The following is a 20462-nucleotide window of genomic DNA, read 5'->3' as shown; positions in this document are numbered from 1 at the left end:
TTAAAGGAAGATATAGTGAATCTTTATGAATTTACTTTTATAGCACAACAAGGATTATTACAGCAAGAAGTAGAGGAGATGGTCCAAGAGCTAGCTGTTTCATTGAAAAATATTAAAGCAGATGTTATTTTCCAGAAGATCAAGAGTCTTATGGAAAGGCAAAATAGTACGCTTACAAAACAAGAGTTAGAAACGCGTGCTGAAGACATTAAAGAAGGTCTAGTTGCTTACTCTGATTTCTTGGAAGATCTTACAAAAATTTTATGGGTTGAATTGGAAGAAGATCTTTCAAATTTGAAAGAAGTGAAGTCAAAAATCGATAAAGAGTTGAAAGATGACCTAAAAGATTTAGGAATAACGCAAGATTTTATAAAATTTCTAGGAGGCAGTGAGCAAATTACTAAAAGTGCGTTTATCCATAATGCAGTAAATGCTTTGAAGAGAAATATTTCAGAACATCTAATAAAGATTTTTCAAGATATTTTGAAAGATTTTAGAATAAACGGTCCAACTCAATCGAGCAAAGCATTGGAGATGCTTTTGGAAAACATTGAAGCATCGGGATTAATCAAGTATGAACATTGGGGTCTTTTGGATTTTGCATATCCAATAAATAAGATGAAGAGCGGTCATTATTGTATAATGTGCATAAGTTCTACTGCAAACATTCTGGATGAATTTGTGCGTAGAATGAAACTTAATGAGAACGTTATTCGCCACTTGTCTGTGCAGGTTGATAAATTTTTTGAAGGTAAATCTTATATGATGAATAAACAAATTGAGGAGCAAAACGCATAATGATGAAAAGACGAAATAGTTTTAATAATTCTTACGTATCTGTAAATAATAGGACTGGCTTTAGGCGTTCTAAAGTTTGCCCTCTTGCTACGTCTAAAGATGAAGACATAGATTATAAGAATACAGATTTATTATCCAAGTTTACCTCTGACTATGGTAGGATATTACCTAGAAGGTTAACAGGCGTATGTGCAAAAAAACAAAGGAAGTTACACTTAGCGATCATAAGGGCACGTTTTTTGGCTCTTGTTCCTTACTGTACTAAAAAAGTTTAGGTAATTTATGTTGATAATTTTAAAGGAAAATATAAGGACTTTAGGTAAGCTTGGTGAAGTTGTCAAAGTTAAACCAGGTTATGCACGTAATTTTCTTTTTCCACAAAGAAAAGCGGTGAAAGCTACCAAGGAAAATTTAACAAAGCTAGAGGAGCAACGTTTATTACTGGAAGAAGAGAATATAAAAAGATTAAATGTAGCAAAAGAGCTTGCATTGTTACTACATGATAAGTTTGTGGTATTGATAAAGCAAGCTTCAGAGGATGGTAAAATTTTTGGTTCTGTAACAACACGTGAAATTGCGAAAGTTTTACTACAAGAAGGACATGCGATAGATCATCGTAGTTTATCTTTTGGTGGAATAAGCATCAAAAACTTGGGTGAATACCAAGTAAACGTAGAATTACATAGTGAAGTAGTAGTACCAATTACTATATACGTCGTGAAATCCGAAACAGATGCGCATGAATTAAGGCAAGTAAAGTTGCAAAATCAGAAGTCTGAGCAACAAGAAGGTGAAGCAGTGGAGCAAGAAGATACAAATAACAAATAGCAGTGAATAAAATATATCAACTATTCCTGTCATTCCAGTGCCTTTTTTTTCTGTCATCCCAGTGCGTGACACTGGGATCTAGCATGTTCAAAGATAAGACGGGGGTCATTTAATGATCCCGCGCTATAGCCAAAAAGAAATGTCTTCCATTTGGGAGGAAAATAATAAATTTAATATATGGCTTAAAATAGAAAAATTAGCGTGTGAAGCTCAAGCAGAGTTAGGAGTGATTCCAAATAGTGTTGCTCAGAAGCTCTCTGGTGCTATTGAATTTGATATTGAACGTATCAACGAAATTGAATCCATTGTAAAACATGATGTTATAGCTTTTCTGACATATGTTGCTGAAAAAGCGGGAGTTGATGTTCGTTATCTCCACTATGGAATGACAAGTTCTGATATTTTGGATACATGCCTTGCGGTGCAGTTGAAAGAGTCATGTGATATTTTACTCGGGAATCTAAAAAATTTACTTGCAGTATTGAAAAAAAAAGCTGAGGACTATAAAGATATTGTTTGTGTTGGGCGCAGTCATGGAATGCATGCAGAACCAACAACTCTTGGATTAAAATTTGCTAGATTTTATGCTGAATTTAAACGCAATTATCAGAGATTAATTAGCGCGCAAAAAGAGATCTCAATTTGTAAAATATCAGGTGCAGTAGGTAATTTTGCAAATGTTGATCCGTTTGTTGAAGAGTATGTAGCAAAAGAAATGGGACTCATACCTGAAACCATATCGTCTCAAGTCATTCCTCGTGATAGACATGCCATGTTCTTTTCGGTTTTGGGAGTGATTGCAAGCTCAATAGAAAATATTGCAATTGAAATTCGTCATTTGCAAAGAACTGAAATCGGCGAAATTTCTGAGCATTTTTCCATTGGGCAGAAGGGAAGCTCTGCTATGCCACACAAATGTAATCCTATTTTAAGTGAAAATCTGACGGGACTCTCACGTTTAATACGCAGTTATGTTTTTCCTGCGTTAGAAAATGTTGCATTGTGGCACGAACGTGATATATCACACTCGTCTGTGGAAAGATGCATTGCTCCTGATGCTTGTATAACAATGGATTTTGCTTTAGTGCGATTAACAGATTTGATAGATAAATTGGTAATCAATAAGGAAAACATTGAAAAGAACTTAAATTCTTCAAAAGGTTTAGTTTTCTCACAGCGTGTATTGCTTGAGTTAGTAAATAGTGGTTTGGCGAGGGAAGAGGCGTATAAAATTGTTCAGAGCAATGCAATGAAAGTGAAACAAAACAACAGTGATTTTCTGGCCGAATTGAAACAAGATAAACCTTTACTTAAGGTTATTAACTCGGAAAAACTTGAATCTTTGTTTGATTTGAAATATTATACAAAGCATGTAGGTCACATATATAGCAAGGTTTTCAATTAGGCTGAGTAGCTCAGTTGGTAGAGCAGGAGGATCATAATCTCTTGGTCGGGGGTTCAAGTCCCTCCTCAGCCACTCGAACTAAACTATGTTTAGCAAGATAGTGCTATTGGTGAAGTAGTGCGACCCAGTGTCAGCTACTTGGAATGGTTACGTTCAGTTGTATATCCACTTAGGTGTACAGTTTAGAGGAAAATGGATAAGAGATTGTGAAAAGGGTTTAGCTTTTGGCCTATGATCTCTTTAAATGACAGAATTTCACTACAAAACTTAACTTTCTTCTATGCAATTAGCTAAGTCAAGAAAGGTGAATCTATCTCTTGTTGCAAACGCAAGATCGACCACTTTACAATATTGTTCTTTATTCCAACTGAGGTGCTCTGGTAAGTGCGGAATTGATAGATCTTCAAATATTTTTTGCAGGTATTTTGCAGGTAGTAAATTTTGCTTAATTAAATTGGAAATATTAGTCCATTCTTTACAAATAATCTCTTGGATTTTTTGCTGCATAATTTGCTTCTGTTCAAAAGTTCTTACAAATTCGATATTATCAAAGCACTGAGTTATATGTTTTACATCTAAAGTGGTCGGGTTGATAATCGGGTTTTGTATTGATAATATTTTTTCCTGCAAATTAGCCATGGTAATCGTCGTAACAGCAATTTTTTCGCCATGTAGTGAGGAATGATCTCTTGTTACCATTTCCATTGCGTGAGCTATCATATGCTCTCCTTGGCTTGCAGAATAGCTGCCTTTTGATATTACCATTCCAAGTCCTGAAATTAGTAGAACTTCCATAAGTAATAGGACCACTTTTCTACTTCTTTTAATAAGCGCCGTATACTCTCTTAGCAAAATTTGCTCCAAATCGCGAACAAGTGTAAAAGGTAATTCATTGTATTCTGTGCCAAGCAACAAATGAGATAGTAGCCAGTCAGCCTGAACTGTCGAACGGCAAATGAAATCTGCAAATCCGCTTAATGTGAGGCGCAGTGGTGCATTGGTAAGTATGTCTATATCTATATATATCGCTCTTGGAAGATGTGCTTTGAACGATTTTTTGTATCCATTTACTAATATTGAAGCATTTGTGGATGTATATCCATTCATGGAAGCGGCTGTTAGGAACGATATATAATCTTTTTTCTCGAGGTAGCTTGCATATTTGCAGATGTCGTTAACGGTGCCGCTACCAAATGCAACTATTAAGTCACTGTCTTTTGCTTTGTTTCTAACTAGATTTATGGTTTCAAGAGAGGCAAGTGAAAGATTAGTACCCATGGTTGGTGTCATTCCAGCGCGTGACGCTGATTTTTTTTCCTGGATCCCAGTCTCGAAGGACTGGGATGATAAAATGTAGGGAGCATCCGAAATGATATGAGGTTTTGCAAGAGGCCTAATGGTATTGCTCGGGATAATTAAGTGAGAAATTTTATTAAATACGTTTTTGTTTAAAAGTTTTGCTGTATTTTCATCTGCAACTAGAAAGATGTCATTTCCGTGTCGTGTGCATATTTCATAGATATCATCAGCAAGGTGGTAATCTGTTATTACTTCTCTTAGAAAAGTTTGTTCGGTTTGATGTAATATTTGTTTTAAATAGTGCATAGAGTGTTTACAATATAGCAATATAATTATTTTAAGGTTGACATGAAAATTGACCCTGTAGAGCTAACTAAGAAATTGATCTCTTTTGAGAGTATAACACCAAGGGACGGCGGGGCAATAGAGCATATAGCAACAATCTTCAAGAAAAGTGGCTTTGACTGTGAGATTTTAGAATTTGGTGATGATGGAACTAAAGTTAAAAATCTTTATGCGAAATATATAAATGGAGTACCAAATTTGTGCTTTGCTGGGCATGTTGATGTTGTACCACCGGGTCAGTTAAAAGATTGGGCATTTGGTCCATTTAATCCAGAAGTTAGAGATGGAATGCTATATGGAAGAGGAGCAGCTGATATGAAAAGCGGAATAGCTGCATTTATTGCTGCTATGGCAAATTTAATTGCAGAAAAGTTTCAATTTAATGGTTCGATAAGTGCATTGATTACCAGTGCTGAAGAAAGCACGGAAGAATATGGAACAAAGGCAGTTTTGGAATGGATGAAAAGTAAGCAAAAAAAGATAGATTTTTGTGTAGTTGCCGAACCAACCAGTAGTGAGAAATTAGGTGATACCATAAAAATAGGCAGAAGAGGTTCTGTAACATTTGAATTAATTTGCCATGGAAAACAAGGACACGTTGCCTACCCAGACCTAGCAGATAATCCAATATATAAGGTAATATCGATATTGAGTAAGGTAAAAAATACTACTTTTGATCATGGTAATAAATATTTTCAGCCTTCACATTGCGAAGTTACTACTATCGATGTTGGAAATAATACTAGCAATCTAATACCTAGTTCAGCAACTACACGTTTTAACATTCGATATAACGATACACAAACACCTGACGGCTTATATAAGCTGATTGATGAAATATGCTCCAGTGTAACTAACGATTATAAACTTTCTATGCATAGCAGCAGGGACGTTTTCCTCTCTACTCCTGATAGAAATACTGATATTATGCTTGATGCAATAAATAAAGTTACCAGTATTGATGCTGTGCTGAGCACAAGTGGTGGCACATCTGACGCTGCGTTTATCAAAGATGTTTGTCCAGTGATTGAATTTGGTATAATCAACAAAACCGCACATCAGATAAACGAATGCGTATTAGTAAATGATATACATAAATTAACAGCTATATATAAGGAATTTATAGAAAATTATTTCAATCCCACTAATAAAATATTGAGTCAGGTCAACGTAGTTAGTAATATATCTAGTGGTCCATTGTTAGCTTAGATGTAATCAGATCTCTTGCATAACTGTTGTTTGAGTAACAACTGCCAGCGTGTGACGTTAGAATCCAAAAACCATGAGAGCTACAAAAACCACTTGACAAACTCCGCCAGCCCCCTTATCATGAAAATGAAGCTATTTATTTATCTTCTCTGTACAGATTAAATGACAAAAAAACTCAACGTATTTGGCGTCTCATGTTTAATTTTTTGCACTATGTGCACTCTATGTCTTTATCAAATTTCTAGGTTTTTACCTATACAAGCTGAAATACGCTTATAAAGCATTTAAAACATTAAAAAACGCCAACTTAAAAAATGGATAGTGAATAATTAGCTACCCTAGGGTTTCTTTTGCCTTTTTTTCTGTTTAGTAAATTTCTTAAACATTTATGACTAAAGGTTAGTTGCATTAAAAAGCAGCTAAATCGCGGTTATTAAGCGTTTAGAATAAAAAAACGCCATACTTGAAAGTATAATGTAAGTAATTAGCCAACCACGGGGCTTCTTTTGCCTTTTTTTCCATTTGGTAAATTTCTTAATATTTGTAGCTAGAGACTCTCATCTTTAGCGAGCTTCAAGGTAATTGGTTGCTATTTGCGAAAATATTTGCATAATTTAAGCAACATTAATTGATAAAAATTAACTATGGAGCTTAATAAGATTGCAGCATCGATTTTACTTTCTGGGCTAATCATTATGATAGTCAGCAACGTAGTTGATATGCTGTATAGTCCAGAGGAATATAAGATTGAACACCAAACGATAGTAGCTGCTGGTAACAATGAGTTCCAGCAAAAAATCGAGCAAGTGGCGCTCGATATTGGAGCGCTCATGCAGAATGCTAGCTTTGAAAAAGGCAAGTCAGCAGCGAAGAAATGTATAGCCTGCCATAGTTTTGAGAAAGGTGGAATGAATAAGGTAGGACCAAACTTATGGAACGTAGTTGGAAACAAAAAGGCTCATCTTGGTAACTCATTCAATTACTCAAAAGCAGTGCTTGAAAGAGGTGGAAAATGGGGGTATGAGGAGCTATTTGCTTTCTTAAAGAACCCAAAAGCCTATATAAAAGGTACGCGTATGGCATTTGCAGGTATTTCCAATCCACAAGAAATTGCAGATCTAGTTAGTTATTTGCGTCAATTGAGTGATAACCCGGTTGCTTTGCCAAAGTAGTATGGATTATTGTAATGATGGAAATAATGGTCACATAGCATATCGAAAGCTACAAGGAAAGAAAGCTTCTGTAGTTTTTTTCGGTGGATTTGCATCTAATATGGATGGAACTAAAGCAACTGCTATTTACAAATTTTGCCAAGAAAACGATATAGCACTTGTGCTATTTGATTATTTTGGTCACGGTCATTCAAGTGGTGATTTTATTGATTACACGATAAGTGATTGGCAAGAAAATTGTGCTAAAGTGATAAGTGAATTAACTAGCGATAAACAAATAATTATAGGTTCAAGTATGGGAGGATGGCTGATGCTGCTCATTGCCCTTCAATTTTCAGAAAAAATTGCAGCATTAATCGGCATATCGTCTGCTCCTGATTTTACTGAAGATTTGATATTCAAGCAATTGTCAGGCAAGCAAAAAGAAGAACTAGGTTCTAAAGGTGTAATAGATTTTACTTCAGAGCATTGTACATACAAAATAACTAAAAATTTGATCGAAGATGGCAGAAAGAACCTTCTTTTAAACAGAGAAGCAATAGATATAAACTGTCCTGTGCGCTTATTGCATAGCATTAATGATAAAGATGTTCCTTATCAAACTTCATTGAATTTAGCTGAAAAAATTAAGTCAACCGATGTTGAAGTATACTTGATGAAATCAGCAGAGCACAACATGTCTGACAATCACTCACTGAAAGTTTTATTTAAGACCATTAGAGAATTTTTGCCAGCAAAAACATATAGGTAACCGTTCACAGATTTCCACTTAATTCTTCAATCGGGAGTGTTAAATAAACTGTGTCAAACCGAAAAAAAAGTAATAAATTGATATAAAAAAATGGAGGTTTGACAATGAGTCAGAAAGTAGTAAACAGAACTACCGGTTTGGTAGATTATAAAGAATTAGAAACAAATATCCTGTTGTCTATACGAGAAGGAAGACCGTTGACAGGAAGAGATGGAGCATTAACACCGTTTATAAAAAAGTTGCTGGAGGTAAGCCTGGAAGGTGAAATAGAAAACCACTTGTCGGCTGAAAGCGAAGAGAATAATCGAAGAAATGGGAGGAATGCAAAGACTTTACGTACAAGCGCAGGGTCATTTGAGCTTTTGACGCCAAGAGATAGGGAAGGAAGTTTCGAACCACAAATAGTCAAAAAAAGGCAAACAAACTTACATCCAGAGCTTGAAACGAAGATTTTGAGCACATTTGCCAGTGGTATGGGCTATAGAGATATAGTGTCACATGTTGAGGAAATTTATGATCACAAAATATCGGTGGCAGAGATATCAAGTATTACTGACAAATTGCTACCAGTAATCAACGAATGGCGTAGTCGCCCGCTGCAGTCTGTATATCCGATAGTTTTCATGGTTTTTTAAAGTCAAAGAGGACGGGCATTGCGTAAGTAAATGCATGTATAACATATTAGGCATAGATCAAAATGGCAAAAAAGAAGTATTAGGTTTTTATTTGGCTGAAAGTGAAGGAGCTAACTTCTGGTTGGGAGTGCTAAATGACCTCAAAGAAAGAGGAGATACCGTCTTGTTAGTCAACAAAAAAATTATAAAAATTTCCCAAGTTGCATCATAAAATCAAAAAATACTTCCAATTGTGTAACAGTACACAGATTATAGTTAGTGGATATGTTGATAAGTAAATTAGTTTTATACGCACAAAACAGATGAAGTTTACTTATCAACATATCCACTAACCAACAACATTCAATAAATTTGTGTAAGATACCACTTTACATAAGATAGATGATAGGAAGCATTTTTGATTTTAAAGTACTAAACCTTCAGTCAACCTCCTAGCCCTGTAGTTTTTGATATGGTTAGGATCAAAAGCACTTTTGGATGTCAGAATACCGAAAATGATATGGAGTAGCTTACGCATTGCAGCACCAACGATGGCCATATTATGCTTACCCTTTTCCTTTAATCTTTGGCAAAAGCTCATAATGATAGGATTGTGATTCTTAGCTACTATGGCAGGAAAGAAAAGTGCCTTACGTAATGTTTGTGAACCGGATTTACTTAATCTGGGTTTGGCATATACAGAGGAACCTGACGTCATATTTCGTGGTATAACTCCTGTATATGCTGCCAATTGCCTGGCATCTCTAAAAACCTCTATATCAGAAACTTCAGCTAAAATAGCTATTGCTGATTCTTCTCCTATGCCTGGAATAGTCAATAGAAGTTGAAAATTTTCCAACAATTCTTTGTGTTGATTTAATAGTTCACGTACGGAGTTTTTTATTGTTTCTATTTTTTGAGCTATATTCATTGCAAGGTCTTCCCAAGCATTTGCAACTTCTTTAGGCAGTCTCTCTTTTTTTTCTAAGTGGTTATTTACTAATGTTAACTCATCTTTTAACGCAACTGAGCAACGATAAAGATGTTTTAATTTTTTCATTTCAGGAGAAGGTGGTGTCCAACTAGAAGGTTCCTGTCTTTGGCAATAATCAGCAATAACTTCTGCATCGGTCTGATCATTCTTTTGTCGTATCAGCTTACTCCTTGCATAAGATTTTATGCAATAAGGATTTACAACACTTACAAAATGTCCAGCATTGTGTAGAAATTCAGCCAGTGCTTCGCTATAACAACCAGTAGATTCCATGCAGGTTTTTACTTTTTCTACATTATGTTTGTGTAGAAAATTCAGTAGACTTTGAAACCATCGTTCTTAAAGCTTCTTTTTCTAGTTTCACGCTTTCCTTTTTTGCTTATAAATGAGAGAAAAACATCAAAGCGATCTTTTGATATATCTATGCCCAAAAAGTTGTTGATCATATATAACCCCATACGTTACCATTAAAAATGAAAAGTAAGGCTAGTCTTGTGAATACAGAATTAGAACCATTCAGGTCTTTCTACGATACCGTCCAGCCTATACTTTTGAGAAGGGAATTCTTATCTCCTCTACAGATTTTATATCTAAGAAGAAGCACAGAGTTCCTCCCTTCTCCACCTAATGCTTAAGCTTAAAACATTAGATGCTTTTGACAAGATACAAGAAGGAGGCACTGGGATGACATCATAGAGGCGCTGGGATGACACCCGGACAATCGTCATCCCGCTGCTTGTTAGCGGGATCTAGAGATACCGCGGCGGTATGATGGTTCGTGGCGGTATAATGAAGCTTGAAAGCGGATCACCTTTCACGACCTGTATTTACTTCAGGAGTATTAACAGGTGTTATCGTTGGGTTTTCAAGCTTTGTTGCCTGCTTCAAACCCTCGCTTATACTTTGGTCCTGATTTAAAATTTTATCAAAGTGCTTACTCTTTTGTTGCTCTTCGTTATTTGACGTATCTCTTTGAGCATCTTCTTTTATGCCACGAGCATTTTCCACACTCTTTTCATCCTCACCTAAAAGTTTTTCTAATATTTTCTTAACAAAGCGCTTCAGAAGACTCAAAAACCCTTCTTCTTTTTGATTTTCTTGTGGTTGAGGTGTGGTATCTTTTTTGCCTGGCTCAGTGTTGGGCTTCTCTTTTACAGAACTCTTGCTCACTGAGGGACTAACGATGTGCTCTGATGGCTGTGTATCTGTTTGTACAGAAGCTTCAGAAGTCTTTTTTTGTCCACTCTGTTCAACGCTTTTACCTTCTGCTGTAGTTTCTCTAAGAGTGTTGGCTGCTTCTTGAAATTTTTTGTCATTTTTTGATTCTGCAACTTTTTCACTTGTGAAGATGCCCTTCCCTTTATATTGTTGGTCAAGCTTAGCAATTCTTTCAAAATCTTGACGTATTTTTTCATCTGTACGCCTTTTTTGACTTTCAAATTTCTGATTCAATTCTGCAACGCTTTTCATTTTGTTTTCGAGCTCTTTACTTTTCATAGCCTTTAGAGCCTTTGTTCCTTTTGCAATATAATTAACCTTCTCTTCTAACGGAGTACCTTCTGGAAAAGCACCTGGAGAACGTTCAAAGACACCTTTAAACTTTTTTTCAACACTTTCTTTAGATGTCTGGGCCATACCTGTTACCTATTAAAACATATCATATAACCAGTATATTAGCTAATTATATAAAAAACAGTTAACATAACTTGTGGTAAAGAGTAAGAGCGTCCTATTTATATTTTTTTATTAAAATGCTATTTACTTATTAAGTTGAAATGTATAACCATATAAGAGATGAAGGATAGTCAATTAGCAGTAGTATTCGATTGGGATAATACCTTAGTTGACACTCAAGATAACATTTTTAATGCTATTAAGCATACCATAAACTCAATGGGGTATAGTAATAAAGCTGCTGATAGAAATTCCCATGAGTCGAGAAAGAGCTATATGGTCAATTTATTTGGCGATCAGTGGAAAAAAGCGAACCAGATATATCAACAATATTTAGACGATGCACTATTGCAAAACATTGCTCTGAATCAAGGAGTAGAGAAAATGTTGCAGACACTGAAAAGCCACAATATTTATCTAGCAATAGTAAGTAATAAGAAAAATACTAATTTACGTAAAGAAGTTGCCTATTTTAAACTAGATTCTTACTTTGAAAGAGTAGTTGGGTCATGCGATACCGCGGAAGATAAACCATCTGCAACCCCACTGCTATTTGCACTAGAAGAGAGTACGTTGCCTATAAATAGAGAAAATGTGTTTTTCGTTGGTGATAGCATCACAGATGTTCTGTGTGCACAAAATGCCAATTGTTTACCTATTATATACGGTCAATCAATAAGCGGTTATGAAGATTTGTCATGTTTTCAACATTTTGATAAACTTACAGATTTTATAATAAAGTATTTAGAAGATAGGTAATGACCGCTGTTACAGAGATTGCCAGTATACAAAGGCGCTTTTGCGCATATTTAATAGATGTAGCAATTTTATTAATTCCAACTTTATTAATTATACTGCTATTAGAGGATTCTCCGTTGATCTTACATCTATCATACATGTGTGTAAATTGTAGTTACTTCACATATTTTATATCTTCAAAGGCCCAAGCAACTCCAGGTCAACAGTTAATGAATATATGTACTATCAATTTAGATAATTCTAAAATAGACTTGAATTTAGCGTTTGACAGAAGCACTTCCCAGTTTTTTCTTCCTTTGTTAAACAGTGTAGTAGTTGTCCTTACTGAATTTTTGCAAGATCAGGAGGTATTAGTGAATGTCTTGAGTGCATTGAAAGTAATTATAATGCTGCTCACTCTCTGCTGGTATCTAGTTGCTTGTTTTTCTAAAAAGAAACAGACATACCACGACATGCTATTTAATACGGTTGTTATCAAAGGAACTATTAAATGAGTTGCTATAATCATCGTTATCATATAAATTATGCTGATAAATTGAACTAAGGGAAGATTATGAATGAAGAGATAGTAAAACATTTGAACAAATTATTGACCAATGAGCTGACTTCTGTACGTCAGTATCTTTTGCATTTTGCGGTTCTCAAAAACAATGGAATTAATAGACTTGCAGAAAAGGTAAAAAATGAGCTTAACGAAGAACTTGAACATGCAAACAAGTTGGCAGAAAGAATTTTATTGCTTAAAGGCGTACCAAATTTTCAAGATACAAATGAAATATCAAAGTATGATGGAAAGTTTGCAAAAGACACAATACAGAAAATCTTAGAGGCTAATTTAAAATTAGAGGGAAAAGGTATTAAGGATATCAAAGAAACGATTTCTATTGCTGAGAAAGAAAAAGATTTTGTTAGTGTAATGTTATTAGAAGAGATGTTAAAAAATGAAGAAGAGCACTTCCATTGGATTGAGAAACAGATAGACCTTATTGAACTAATGGGTGTTGAAAACTATTTAAGAACACAAATATAGAGTGTTAAAAAAAACAGTATTTATTTTAATTATACCTTGCTTGCTTCTTTTTTTATTAGGATTATGGCAAGTATTCAGATTGAACTGGAAGAATAATATTATTAAAAGTATGAGTCTTCCAGTTGTTCATCTATTGCCCAATAACGACCTTGAAAAATTTAACTATAGGCATGTCAAGATCGATGGGATTCTAAGTGACATAGAACTATATGTTTTTGCAGGGCAACACGGCTATCACGTGCTGTCTCCTATGTTGCTCACCACTGGACGTTACATGTTGGTGAATAAAGGAATAGTCAGAGAAAAAAAGGAGAAAAAAGTAAAAATTGAAAAAGTAGTTGCAGATGGAACTTTATATTGCGATAGCAATAAAAGCAAAAATTGGTTCATCAAAAACGATACTGCTTCGAATACATGGTTTACCCTGAGTACAGAGGAAATTTCCAATGAGTTAGGTATTAAGCTAGAGAAGTGTGTATTGTGGCCGAACAATTTTGGCAGCAAAGTAGCTATACAGCCAATGAAGCATTTGGAATATGCAATCACTTGGTTTGCACTTTCCTTAACTTGGTTGATTATGTGCGTAATTTACTATATGCAAAACCTCAATAAAGCTTGAAGCTTTCTGTACATAAAATTAGAAAAGTAGTTATTCATCTTTATCACTACCAAGGTCTTTTAACATACTGTAATTGCCTTTTCTAAATCTACTTTTTAAAGACGTAACTCCACTTTCGCTAATACCACTGAGGCTCAGTGCAGCTCCACCTAGCTGCAATCCTATCTCAGATGTTTCAGGAATAATTTTACTAGCTCCTAGATCTCTATAAACCTCCACATTACTCAGATCTGGTAAGCGTATTACAATATTTACATGCGGAAAATTTGCAGCAACTAAGGAAACAACTTTTTTTATAGTAACTTCATTCTTTATTGAAATAACGAGAGCTTGAGCTCTTTCTATTCCTACTGATTTTAAAATTTCACATCTTGTAACATCTCCAAGATATATAGGAAAACTATCACTTTTTCCTTCTTTGACTATTTTTGATTGAATATCTACAACAACGTAACTTAAATGCTCTGCAGTAAGCATTTTTGTTACCATATATCCCACTCTACCAAATCCAGCAACTATTACATGGTTATAAAGATCTTGTGTATCTGTTTCAACAGCTTCATCATCTAATATTATTTTCTCAGTGCTAAATGAGTTTGCTATCCAATCTCCAAGCCCCGATAAAAGAGGAGTGAAAGCCATGGTTACTGTAGTTACCATCATAAGTACTTGAGCGATTTCACTTGGTAGCACATTTAGTTCATTTGCTAAGCGAAATAAAATAAACGCAAATTCACCGCCTTGTGAAAGTAGTAACCCAGCTTGTATAGCAGGTGCACTCTTAAACCCAAAAAATCTACACAATATATATATGATAGATGTTTTTAAAACGATAAGGATAATCGATAATAAAGTAATTAGTGGTAACTTGTTGAGTAAAAGTTCGGTATTGATAGACATACCAACAGTCATGAAAAATAAGCCAAGAAACAAATCTTTAAATGGCAATACTGCGTGTTCTACTGAGTGTCTGTATTCTGTTTCTGCAACTAACAATCCAGCGACAAATGCACCTAATGCCAACGATAAATGGAATTGCTCAGTAATAAATGCTGCTCCTAATACTATTAAAAGCGTTGTTGATATAAAGACCTCATTACTTTCCATTTTAGCAATAACCGAAAATAAAGGTCTAAGCAATAATCTACCAGTTATAAATATCAGCACTAATGCAATAGCTGCTTGCACCAATGAACCTGCCAATGAGCTTATCAGGCTGTGCTCAGAATTGCCAGCAAGTAAAGGTACCAATACTATTAATGGTACCACTGCAAAATCTTGCATTAATAGTACTGCTATTGACAACCTACCAACCTGACTTGCTTGAGAACCTTTTTCTTGCAGAACCTGCAACACTATTGCTGTTGAGGATAGCGCAAGCCCACCACCAATAACTGTTGCTATATTCGTATTCACTCCGAAAGCAAGAGCGATGCACCATATTGCTACCATGGTAACTATAACTTGAAGAGAACCGAACCCAAATACATGAATACGCATAGCGATCAGGCGTTCAAATGTCAATTCAAGGCCTATAATGAATAATAGGAAAACTACACCAAATTCTGCAAGATTATCCATTACTTCAGCTGAGTGTATCAGATTAAATCCATGAGAACCAATAACTGCACCTGCAACGAAGTAACCGAGCACTGGACTAATATTCATTTTCCAGAACGCTATGACTATAAACACAGCAGCAGAAAGTAAAATTATAATATCAAACAAATGCTGAGAGCCACTGTGCATGATATTTAACCTGTAGAATTAGACCATTTAATTGAGCAGCCAATACTTGATTTTTGGTCAATTGGAGAATTACCAGTTTCTGCAATAAATTTCATAGCTTGAAATAAGTCACTACTTCCTACTTCATAGCTTTGAACCTTTTCTTTTTTTGTGTCATTAAAACGTCCACGATAGCAAAGGTTTAAATTGGAATTAAAGCCAAAAAAGTCAGGAGTGCAAACAGCCCCGTATTCTTTAGCTATTTTCTGTGTACTATCAATTAAATATGGAAATGTAAATTTATTTTCCTTGGCAAAATTAATCATATTTTCAAAGGAATCTTCTGGATATTCATTTACATCATTTGACATTATTGCAACGGTGTTTACCTGATAATCTTTTTTCAATTGATCAACATCGCTTACCAGATTGCTAATAATTGACTGAACGTAAGGACAGTGATTGCATATAAACATTACAATAAGACCATTTTTTCCACAACAGTCACTTAATGTATAGTATTTATTGTCTACTCCCAAAAGATTAAAATCTTTTGCAGTAAAACTAAAATCGACTTTAGGAGTATTCAGAGCAACCATAGACTATTATTATACCATATGTAATTTACGGTCTTATTATTTAAATGTCAAACGGTTTCTATGTATACTGTTTGCATATTCTTTTTTAGTATTATAATTATAAAACTTATGTTCATAACTTTCGAAGGAATAGACGGCTCTGGTAAAACAACACAATCTAAGCTACTTGCAAATCATTTTAAGCAAATTCACGGCGAAAATAATGTAGTGTCGACTCGAGAACCAGGTGGCACTGATTTTGCAGAAAAGATAAGAGGAGTGTTGTTAACAAATAATATTGATCCTATTTCTGAACTCTTGCTACTTATCTCGATGAGGCACGAACATATGAAAAAATTAATATTACCAGCTCTTGCAGAAGGGAAAATAGTGATTTGTGATCGGTTTATTGATTCAACCATTGCATACCAAGGATATGGGTTTGGAGTTGATTTAAAACTAATAGAAGATTTGCACAGGTTGGCTGGAGTTAGATATCCAGATATTACATTTATTCTAGATATTGATGTTAAAGTTGGGTTAAGTAGAGCGAAAGACAAGAATAAATATGAAGAAATGGATGTTAATTTTTATAATAAAGTTGGAAAAGGGTTTAAAGAAATCGCCATAAAAGAGCCCGTTAGGTGCCATGTCATCACTGAAATTGAAACAAAAAATGATAATCAAGTACACACTAAGATTATTGATAAAATCACTATTGCAAAGACTTAACTATATTTATTTAACCTCTACTAATTTAAACCGAACCTTTAACTTGTGATAGAAAATTATTAATTTTAGGTAACATTATTTCACATGAATAACTTTTTGTTTGAGTAGCTAAAAAATCCTGTATTTTGTCTGGATCTTCTTCACTTATTATCTTATATGCCCTTGTGAGGTTCATTAATTCACTTCTATTTTTTTTATTACTTACTTCAGTAATAGTAAAAAATTGATCAAAATGGTCTAAGAGGTCTTTATTTTTTATTGAAGACACAATATCGTCAATTTCTTTCACAGATAATGCAAGTTCGTGTGCTTTACTACGATCTTCAAAACAAAGATTAACAAGCGCGTTGCAAAACCTATCTCTCGTAGTACTTCTCACTTCTGCTAATAAGGATTTAATATTTTCTTGGCAATACACTCTCTTTACTGATTCAGCTGGTTCAACCATACCAAGAACATTCTTTACCAAAGATTTTTTTTCACAACTAAATATGAACATGTAATAACCCATAGATAGAGTAAAGAACAAGAATACGGCTGGGAGCAAAAATGGCACTAGTACATTTTGTGATACAGGAAAGAGAAACCAGACAGCAGTTGCTGCTGATACAACAAGAAATAGCCCTAATAAAGTTAATTGCGCTCTTTTTTTATACTTATGATCAATGACTGCATTTACACCAATAGAAACTACGTCAACCATTACTCATACCTCATTAAACAGTAATACTAACTGAATGATAGCATTATCGTGATGAAAATGCAACATTATGAATATTCTAATACAATTTATATTGACAGTTACAATTCTGAATGTTTTATTGCAGCGTTAGCTGATTAGCATTTTAAGCTAGGGTCAGATCTAATAGAGAGAGGATTTTTTTATTTTCTCATTCTTCTCATTTTCCTCTCTAACAATTTTTTTTCCGCTTAATATGTCCTTTATTTCATCTCCTGTTAAAGTTTCAAACTCCAGTAGATTTTCGGCAATGAGATCTAAGCCTTTCTTATGCTTGGTCAAAATGTCTTTCGCTTTTTCATAGCAAGAAGACACAACTTTCTTCACTTCTTCATCTATAAGTTTTAACGTATCTTCAGAAATTATCTCAGAACCATGCATAGTTTGTTCGCGATTGTGATAGATCGGACCTATTTTGTCGCTCATTCCCCATTTTGTTACCATAGAACGTGATAAATCTGATGCTAGTTTTATATCTGAAGATGCGCCGCTTGTGACTTTATCATAGCCAAAAATTAGCTCTTCTGCCACACGTCCACCCATTGCAACAGTTATATCTGCTAGTATCTTTTCTCTTGTGAGGGACACTCTATCTGTTTCTGGTAGTCTCATAACTAAACCGAGTGCCCTACCGCGTGGAATAATTGTTGCTTTGTGTATAGGATCAGAAGCAGGCATATTAACAGCAATCATCGCATGGCCAGCTTCATGGTATGCAGTCAGTCTCTTTTCCTCTTCTGTCATAATGAGAGATCGCCTTTCCACACCCATCATCACTTTATCACGTGCATATTCGAAATCATCCATGGTAACAATCTTCTTGTTTCTTCTTGCAGCAATAAGCGCAGATTCGTTCACTAAATTTGCTAAATCAGCCCCTGAAAAACCAGGTGTTCCTCTTGCAACTGTTTTCACATTTACATCAGGGGCCATTGATATTTTCTTTATATGCGTATTTAATATTTTCTCGCGCCCATTTATATCGGGTAAAGAAATAGTAATCTGCCGGTCAAAACGACCAGGCCTAAGCAGTGCTGGATCTAAGACATCCGGACGGTTAGTCGCAGCAATTATTATTACGCCCTCATTAGACTCAAAGCCATCCATCTCAACTAATAACTGATTTAATGTTTGTTCTCTTTCGTCATTACCACCACCAAGACCAATGCCACGATGTCTACCCACCGCATCTATCTCATCTATAAAAATTATACAAGGAGCATTTTTCTTGCCTTGATCAAACATATCACGAACACGGCTCGCACCAACACCAACAAACATCTCAACAAAATCAGATCCAGAAATGCTAAAGAATGGCACATTAGCTTCTCCTGCAATTGCACGAGCAAGTAAAGTTTTACCAGTTCCAGGAGAGCCAATTAAAAGGCACCCTTTTGGTATTTTTCCACCTAATATTTGAAATTTTTGCCTTTGTTTAAGGAAATCAACGATTTCTACTAGCTCTTCTTTTGCTTCATCAATTCCGGCAACATCATCAAATGTTACTTTTTTCCCACTAGTCATGAGTCTAGCCCTTGACTTGCCAAAGCTTATAGTTCTGTTGCCCCCCGCTTGTGTTTGTTTAAGAAAGAATAGCAAAAAGCCAATAAAGATAAATGTTGGGACCCATGAGATAAGTAATCCACCAATTACGCTCATGGCAGAATCTCCAGTTGAAAAGGAGAATCTCACTTTTCTATCATGTAAATTTTTTATTAGGTCGCTATATATAACACCGCTTGAGTTGAAACTTGAACCATCCCTAAACTTGCCCTCAATGCTCTGGTTTTTTATGACAATATTTTCTACATCATTGTCTTCTAGTCTAGTTAAAAATTCCGAAAAAGGTATGGTTGTTTTACTTCTACCTACATTTCCGCTGAACTGAATATAAACAACTGAAATAAGAACAATAATTACTAACCAGATCAATAAGCCTTCTAAAAATTTTTTCATTTCTATTTCTAACTAAGTACTAATCAAGCTTACCAAATTTTGTTTTATCGTGCTATTAATAATGCATTGAACCTTATCGTCATTGGTATTTTTTTCGTTATAATTTACATCAGGATAAGCAAGCACCTTTCCATCTTTTTGTACTGTAGGCAAAGAATAAAAGACTTCAGGGCAGCAGTTGTAAATTTAAAAGGTGTATTTAATTGTGACCACCACTCAGTGTGTTTTTTTTCATGAACAATAATTAACTTCATCTGCTATAAATTCACGTACTAGTAAGTCCATTAGAATTCCTTGGAGCTATACTAAAAAGAGTCTGTAACACATTTCCTACATTTGCTTCTTCATTCTCAGGCTTTTGAAATTCATCCTTAAGCTTTTCAAGTGCATTACTAACATCATTCATGGTAATAACGATTTCTTCTGTGTCCTCTTTTACAATACGATTTCTGGCAAAATCTTTTACAGAATTTACTAAATTAAATAAATCAGCTCCTGAAAAACCTTTAGTTCTACCTGCAAGTTCTGTAAGATCTAGATCTTCTGTTCTTGGTGTGTCCTTCATATAAAGATTTAATATTTTCTCACGTAGGTTTTCGTCTGGTAAAGGAATATTAATGTGCTTGGACAAACGACCACTCCTAGTGAGTGCAGAATCTAAAACACCCATACGATTAGTTGCAGCAATTACTATCACACCCTCTCTAGATTTGAAGCCATCCAATTCAGTCAATAACTGATTTAAAGTTTCTGTATACGCTTGATGACCATAACTGCTACCATCACAGCGCTTTTCACCAACAGAATCAATTTCATCTATAAAAACTATACAAGGAGCATTTTTTCTTGCTTTCTCAAAAAGCTTACGTATATTTCCTGGACCAGTGCCAACATACCGCTGAATAAACTCAGATGCAGAAACACTTATAAATGAAGATTTAGTTTCATTTGCAATTGCTTTAGCAAGCAAAGTTTTGCCAGTCCCCGGTGGACCATAAAAAATGTATCCTGTGTCTTGCGCATAATTTAGCTTTTCGTCTATTTCTATTTCCCTTTTTGACTGAAGTTTACAAATCTTTCTTAACTCTCGTCTTACATCGTCTGAAACTGCAACATCATCAAGTGTTACTTTTTGTTCATTCGTTACTTTAGGTGATGTCATTAGTTCATAAACAACAACACATATTGCCCCAAACACAAAAAGTACAGCTGCAGTACCTGCCACTACACAA

General features: G+C 34.9%; 19 protein-coding genes, 1 tRNA gene and 3 pseudogenes. 14 read left to right on the top strand and 9 right to left on the bottom strand.

What is annotated here, in order from left to right; genetic code table 11:
* The first annotated feature begins 15 nt into the window (after positions 1-15).
* The 5 genes from rpsF to ABWU38_RS03005 all read left to right on the top strand — a co-directional run bounded on the left by rpsF (position 16) and on the right by ABWU38_RS03005 (position 3103).
* Positions 16-798, top strand: a complete 783-nt coding sequence (rpsF, locus tag ABWU38_RS03025; protein ID WP_265016769.1) for a 30S ribosomal protein S6 — start codon at positions 16-18, stop codon at positions 796-798.
* Positions 798-1073: a 30S ribosomal protein S18 gene (rpsR, locus tag ABWU38_RS03020; RefSeq protein WP_353272452.1), complete on the top strand. Its 276-nt coding sequence runs from the start codon at positions 798-800 to the stop codon at positions 1071-1073. The genes rpsF and rpsR overlap by 1 nt, the downstream gene beginning before the upstream one ends.
* A gap of 7 nt (positions 1074-1080) precedes the next feature.
* Entirely contained in the window at positions 1081-1626 is a 546-nt protein-coding gene (gene rplI, locus ABWU38_RS03015) for a 50S ribosomal protein L9 (protein WP_353272451.1), read from the top strand.
* Positions 1627-1738: 112 nt separating this feature from the next.
* A complete protein-coding gene (gene purB, locus ABWU38_RS03010) occupies positions 1739-3031 on the top strand; it encodes an adenylosuccinate lyase (protein WP_353272450.1) in 1293 nt (430 codons plus the stop codon).
* Positions 3031-3103, top strand: a tRNA-Met gene (locus ABWU38_RS03005). The genes purB and ABWU38_RS03005 overlap by 1 nt, the downstream gene beginning before the upstream one ends.
* A 195-nt stretch (positions 3104-3298) precedes the next feature.
* Here the strand turns inward: ABWU38_RS03005 and ABWU38_RS03000 are convergent.
* Positions 3299-4636 carry an iron-containing alcohol dehydrogenase gene (locus ABWU38_RS03000; RefSeq protein ID WP_353272449.1) on the bottom strand — a complete coding sequence of 446 codons (1338 nt, stop codon included), beginning with the start codon at positions 4634-4636 and terminating at the stop codon, positions 3299-3301.
* Between the two features lie 42 nt (positions 4637-4678).
* Between ABWU38_RS03000 and dapE the strand changes: the two genes are divergently transcribed.
* The 4 genes and pseudogenes from dapE to ABWU38_RS02980 form a co-directional block, all read left to right on the top strand.
* Positions 4679-5884, top strand: coding sequence for a succinyl-diaminopimelate desuccinylase (gene dapE, locus ABWU38_RS02995; RefSeq protein WP_253309628.1), 1206 nt, complete (start codon positions 4679-4681; stop codon positions 5882-5884).
* Between the two features lie 644 nt (positions 5885-6528).
* Positions 6529-7056 (top strand): c-type cytochrome, encoded by a 528-nt coding sequence (locus ABWU38_RS02990; protein ID WP_253309627.1) that lies wholly within the window; start codon positions 6529-6531, stop codon positions 7054-7056.
* Between the two features lies 1 nt (position 7057).
* Entirely contained in the window at positions 7058-7807 is a 750-nt protein-coding gene (locus ABWU38_RS02985) for an alpha/beta hydrolase (protein ID WP_253309626.1), read from the top strand.
* 104 nt (positions 7808-7911) lie between these two features.
* A pseudogene (locus ABWU38_RS02980) lies at positions 7912-8614 on the top strand (transposase); the annotation flags it as partial.
* Positions 8615-8845: 231 nt separating this feature from the next.
* Here the strand turns inward: ABWU38_RS02980 and ABWU38_RS02975 are convergent.
* A pseudogene (locus tag ABWU38_RS02975) lies at positions 8846-9861 on the bottom strand (IS110 family transposase).
* Between the two features lie 361 nt (positions 9862-10222).
* Positions 10223-11050, bottom strand: coding sequence for a hypothetical protein (locus ABWU38_RS02970; RefSeq protein ID WP_353270844.1), 828 nt, complete (start codon positions 11048-11050; stop codon positions 10223-10225).
* 159 nt (positions 11051-11209) lie between these two features.
* Between ABWU38_RS02970 and ABWU38_RS02965 the strand changes: the two genes are divergently transcribed.
* From ABWU38_RS02965 to ABWU38_RS02950, 4 genes are read left to right on the top strand one after another with little or no spacing between them, the layout of a single operon-like run.
* Complete coding sequence (locus ABWU38_RS02965) at positions 11210-11848, top strand: HAD family hydrolase (RefSeq protein WP_253309895.1); 639 nt, start codon at positions 11210-11212, stop codon at positions 11846-11848.
* Complete coding sequence (locus tag ABWU38_RS02960) at positions 11848-12342, top strand: RDD family protein (RefSeq protein WP_253309894.1); 495 nt, start codon at positions 11848-11850, stop codon at positions 12340-12342. Before ABWU38_RS02965 ends, ABWU38_RS02960 begins: the two co-directional genes overlap by 1 nt.
* 59 nt (positions 12343-12401) lie before the next feature.
* Positions 12402-12878 (top strand): bacterioferritin, encoded by a 477-nt coding sequence (gene bfr, locus ABWU38_RS02955; RefSeq protein WP_253309893.1) that lies wholly within the window; start codon positions 12402-12404, stop codon positions 12876-12878.
* 1 nt (position 12879) lies between these two features.
* The gene (locus ABWU38_RS02950; RefSeq protein ID WP_353272448.1) at positions 12880-13497 is read left to right on the top strand and encodes an SURF1 family protein; all 618 of its coding nucleotides are present in this window, start codon (positions 12880-12882) and stop codon (positions 13495-13497) included.
* 30 nt (positions 13498-13527) lie between these two features.
* Here the strand turns inward: ABWU38_RS02950 and ABWU38_RS02945 are convergent, their stop codons facing one another.
* Both ABWU38_RS02945 and ABWU38_RS02940 read right to left on the bottom strand, forming a co-directional pair.
* Positions 13528-15246, bottom strand: a complete 1719-nt coding sequence (locus ABWU38_RS02945; RefSeq protein WP_353272447.1) for a monovalent cation:proton antiporter-2 (CPA2) family protein — start codon at positions 15244-15246, stop codon at positions 13528-13530.
* A 5-nt stretch (positions 15247-15251) separates the two neighbouring features.
* Positions 15252-15824, bottom strand: coding sequence for a thioredoxin family protein (locus ABWU38_RS02940; RefSeq protein ID WP_182367219.1), 573 nt, complete (start codon positions 15822-15824; stop codon positions 15252-15254).
* Between the two features lie 108 nt (positions 15825-15932).
* Here ABWU38_RS02940 and tmk point away from each other — a divergent pair, with 108 nt between their 5' ends.
* A complete protein-coding gene (tmk, locus tag ABWU38_RS02935) occupies positions 15933-16535 on the top strand; it encodes a dTMP kinase (protein ID WP_253302246.1) in 603 nt (200 codons plus the stop codon).
* Between the two features lie 25 nt (positions 16536-16560).
* Here tmk and ABWU38_RS02930 read toward each other — a convergent pair whose 3' ends face one another.
* From ABWU38_RS02930 to ABWU38_RS02915, 4 genes and pseudogenes are all read right to left on the bottom strand, one after another.
* Complete coding sequence (locus ABWU38_RS02930; RefSeq protein ID WP_353272446.1) at positions 16561-17238, bottom strand: hypothetical protein; 678 nt, start codon at positions 17236-17238, stop codon at positions 16561-16563.
* A gap of 159 nt (positions 17239-17397) precedes the next feature.
* The gene (gene ftsH / locus ABWU38_RS02925) at positions 17398-19230 is read right to left on the bottom strand and encodes an ATP-dependent zinc metalloprotease FtsH (protein WP_264731997.1); all 1833 of its coding nucleotides are present in this window, start codon (positions 19228-19230) and stop codon (positions 17398-17400) included.
* Positions 19231-19242: 12 nt separating this feature from the next.
* A pseudogene (locus tag ABWU38_RS02920) lies at positions 19243-19413 on the bottom strand (tRNA(Ile)-lysidine synthetase); the annotation flags it as partial.
* Positions 19414-19495: 82 nt separating this feature from the next.
* On the bottom strand, positions 19496-20455 hold the full coding sequence (locus ABWU38_RS02915) for an ATP-binding protein (RefSeq protein WP_353272445.1): 960 nt from the start codon (positions 20453-20455) through the stop codon (positions 19496-19498).
* Positions 20456-20462 lie beyond the last annotated feature (7 nt).

Origin of the sequence: Wolbachia endosymbiont (group A) of Urophora cardui, assembly GCF_964028435.1 — a bacterium.
Classification (GTDB): Bacteria; Pseudomonadota; Alphaproteobacteria; order Rickettsiales; family Anaplasmataceae; genus Wolbachia.
The sequence above is the reverse complement of the archived record's forward strand: the minus strand, read 5'-3'. Positions and strand labels throughout refer to the sequence as shown.

Coding starts and splice junctions, on each gene's coding strand:
- ABWU38_RS02990 (WP_253309627.1), top strand. CDS start 6,529: ATGGAGCTTAATAAGATTGCAGCATCGATTTTACTTTCTGGGCTAATC.
- ABWU38_RS02930 (WP_353272446.1), bottom strand. CDS start 17,238: ATGGTTGACGTAGTTTCTATTGGTGTAAATGCAGTCATTGATCATAAG.
- dapE (WP_253309628.1), top strand. CDS start 4,679: ATGAAAATTGACCCTGTAGAGCTAACTAAGAAATTGATCTCTTTTGAG.
- ABWU38_RS02945 (WP_353272447.1), bottom strand. CDS start 15,246: ATGCACAGTGGCTCTCAGCATTTGTTTGATATTATAATTTTACTTTCT.
- ABWU38_RS02965 (WP_253309895.1), top strand. CDS start 11,210: ATGAAGGATAGTCAATTAGCAGTAGTATTCGATTGGGATAATACCTTA.
- bfr (WP_253309893.1), top strand. CDS start 12,402: ATGAATGAAGAGATAGTAAAACATTTGAACAAATTATTGACCAATGAG.
- ftsH (WP_264731997.1), bottom strand. CDS start 19,230: ATGAAAAAATTTTTAGAAGGCTTATTGATCTGGTTAGTAATTATTGTT.
- ABWU38_RS02985 (WP_253309626.1), top strand. CDS start 7,058: ATGGATTATTGTAATGATGGAAATAATGGTCACATAGCATATCGAAAG.
- tmk (WP_253302246.1), top strand. CDS start 15,933: ATGTTCATAACTTTCGAAGGAATAGACGGCTCTGGTAAAACAACACAA.
- ABWU38_RS02960 (WP_253309894.1), top strand. CDS start 11,848: ATGACCGCTGTTACAGAGATTGCCAGTATACAAAGGCGCTTTTGCGCA.
- ABWU38_RS02970 (WP_353270844.1), bottom strand. CDS start 11,050: ATGGCCCAGACATCTAAAGAAAGTGTTGAAAAAAAGTTTAAAGGTGTC.
- rplI (WP_353272451.1), top strand. CDS start 1,081: ATGTTGATAATTTTAAAGGAAAATATAAGGACTTTAGGTAAGCTTGGT.
- ABWU38_RS03000 (WP_353272449.1), bottom strand. CDS start 4,636: ATGCACTATTTAAAACAAATATTACATCAAACCGAACAAACTTTTCTA.
- ABWU38_RS02940 (WP_182367219.1), bottom strand. CDS start 15,824: ATGGTTGCTCTGAATACTCCTAAAGTCGATTTTAGTTTTACTGCAAAA.
- purB (WP_353272450.1), top strand. CDS start 1,739: ATGATCCCGCGCTATAGCCAAAAAGAAATGTCTTCCATTTGGGAGGAA.
- rpsR (WP_353272452.1), top strand. CDS start 798: ATGATGAAAAGACGAAATAGTTTTAATAATTCTTACGTATCTGTAAAT.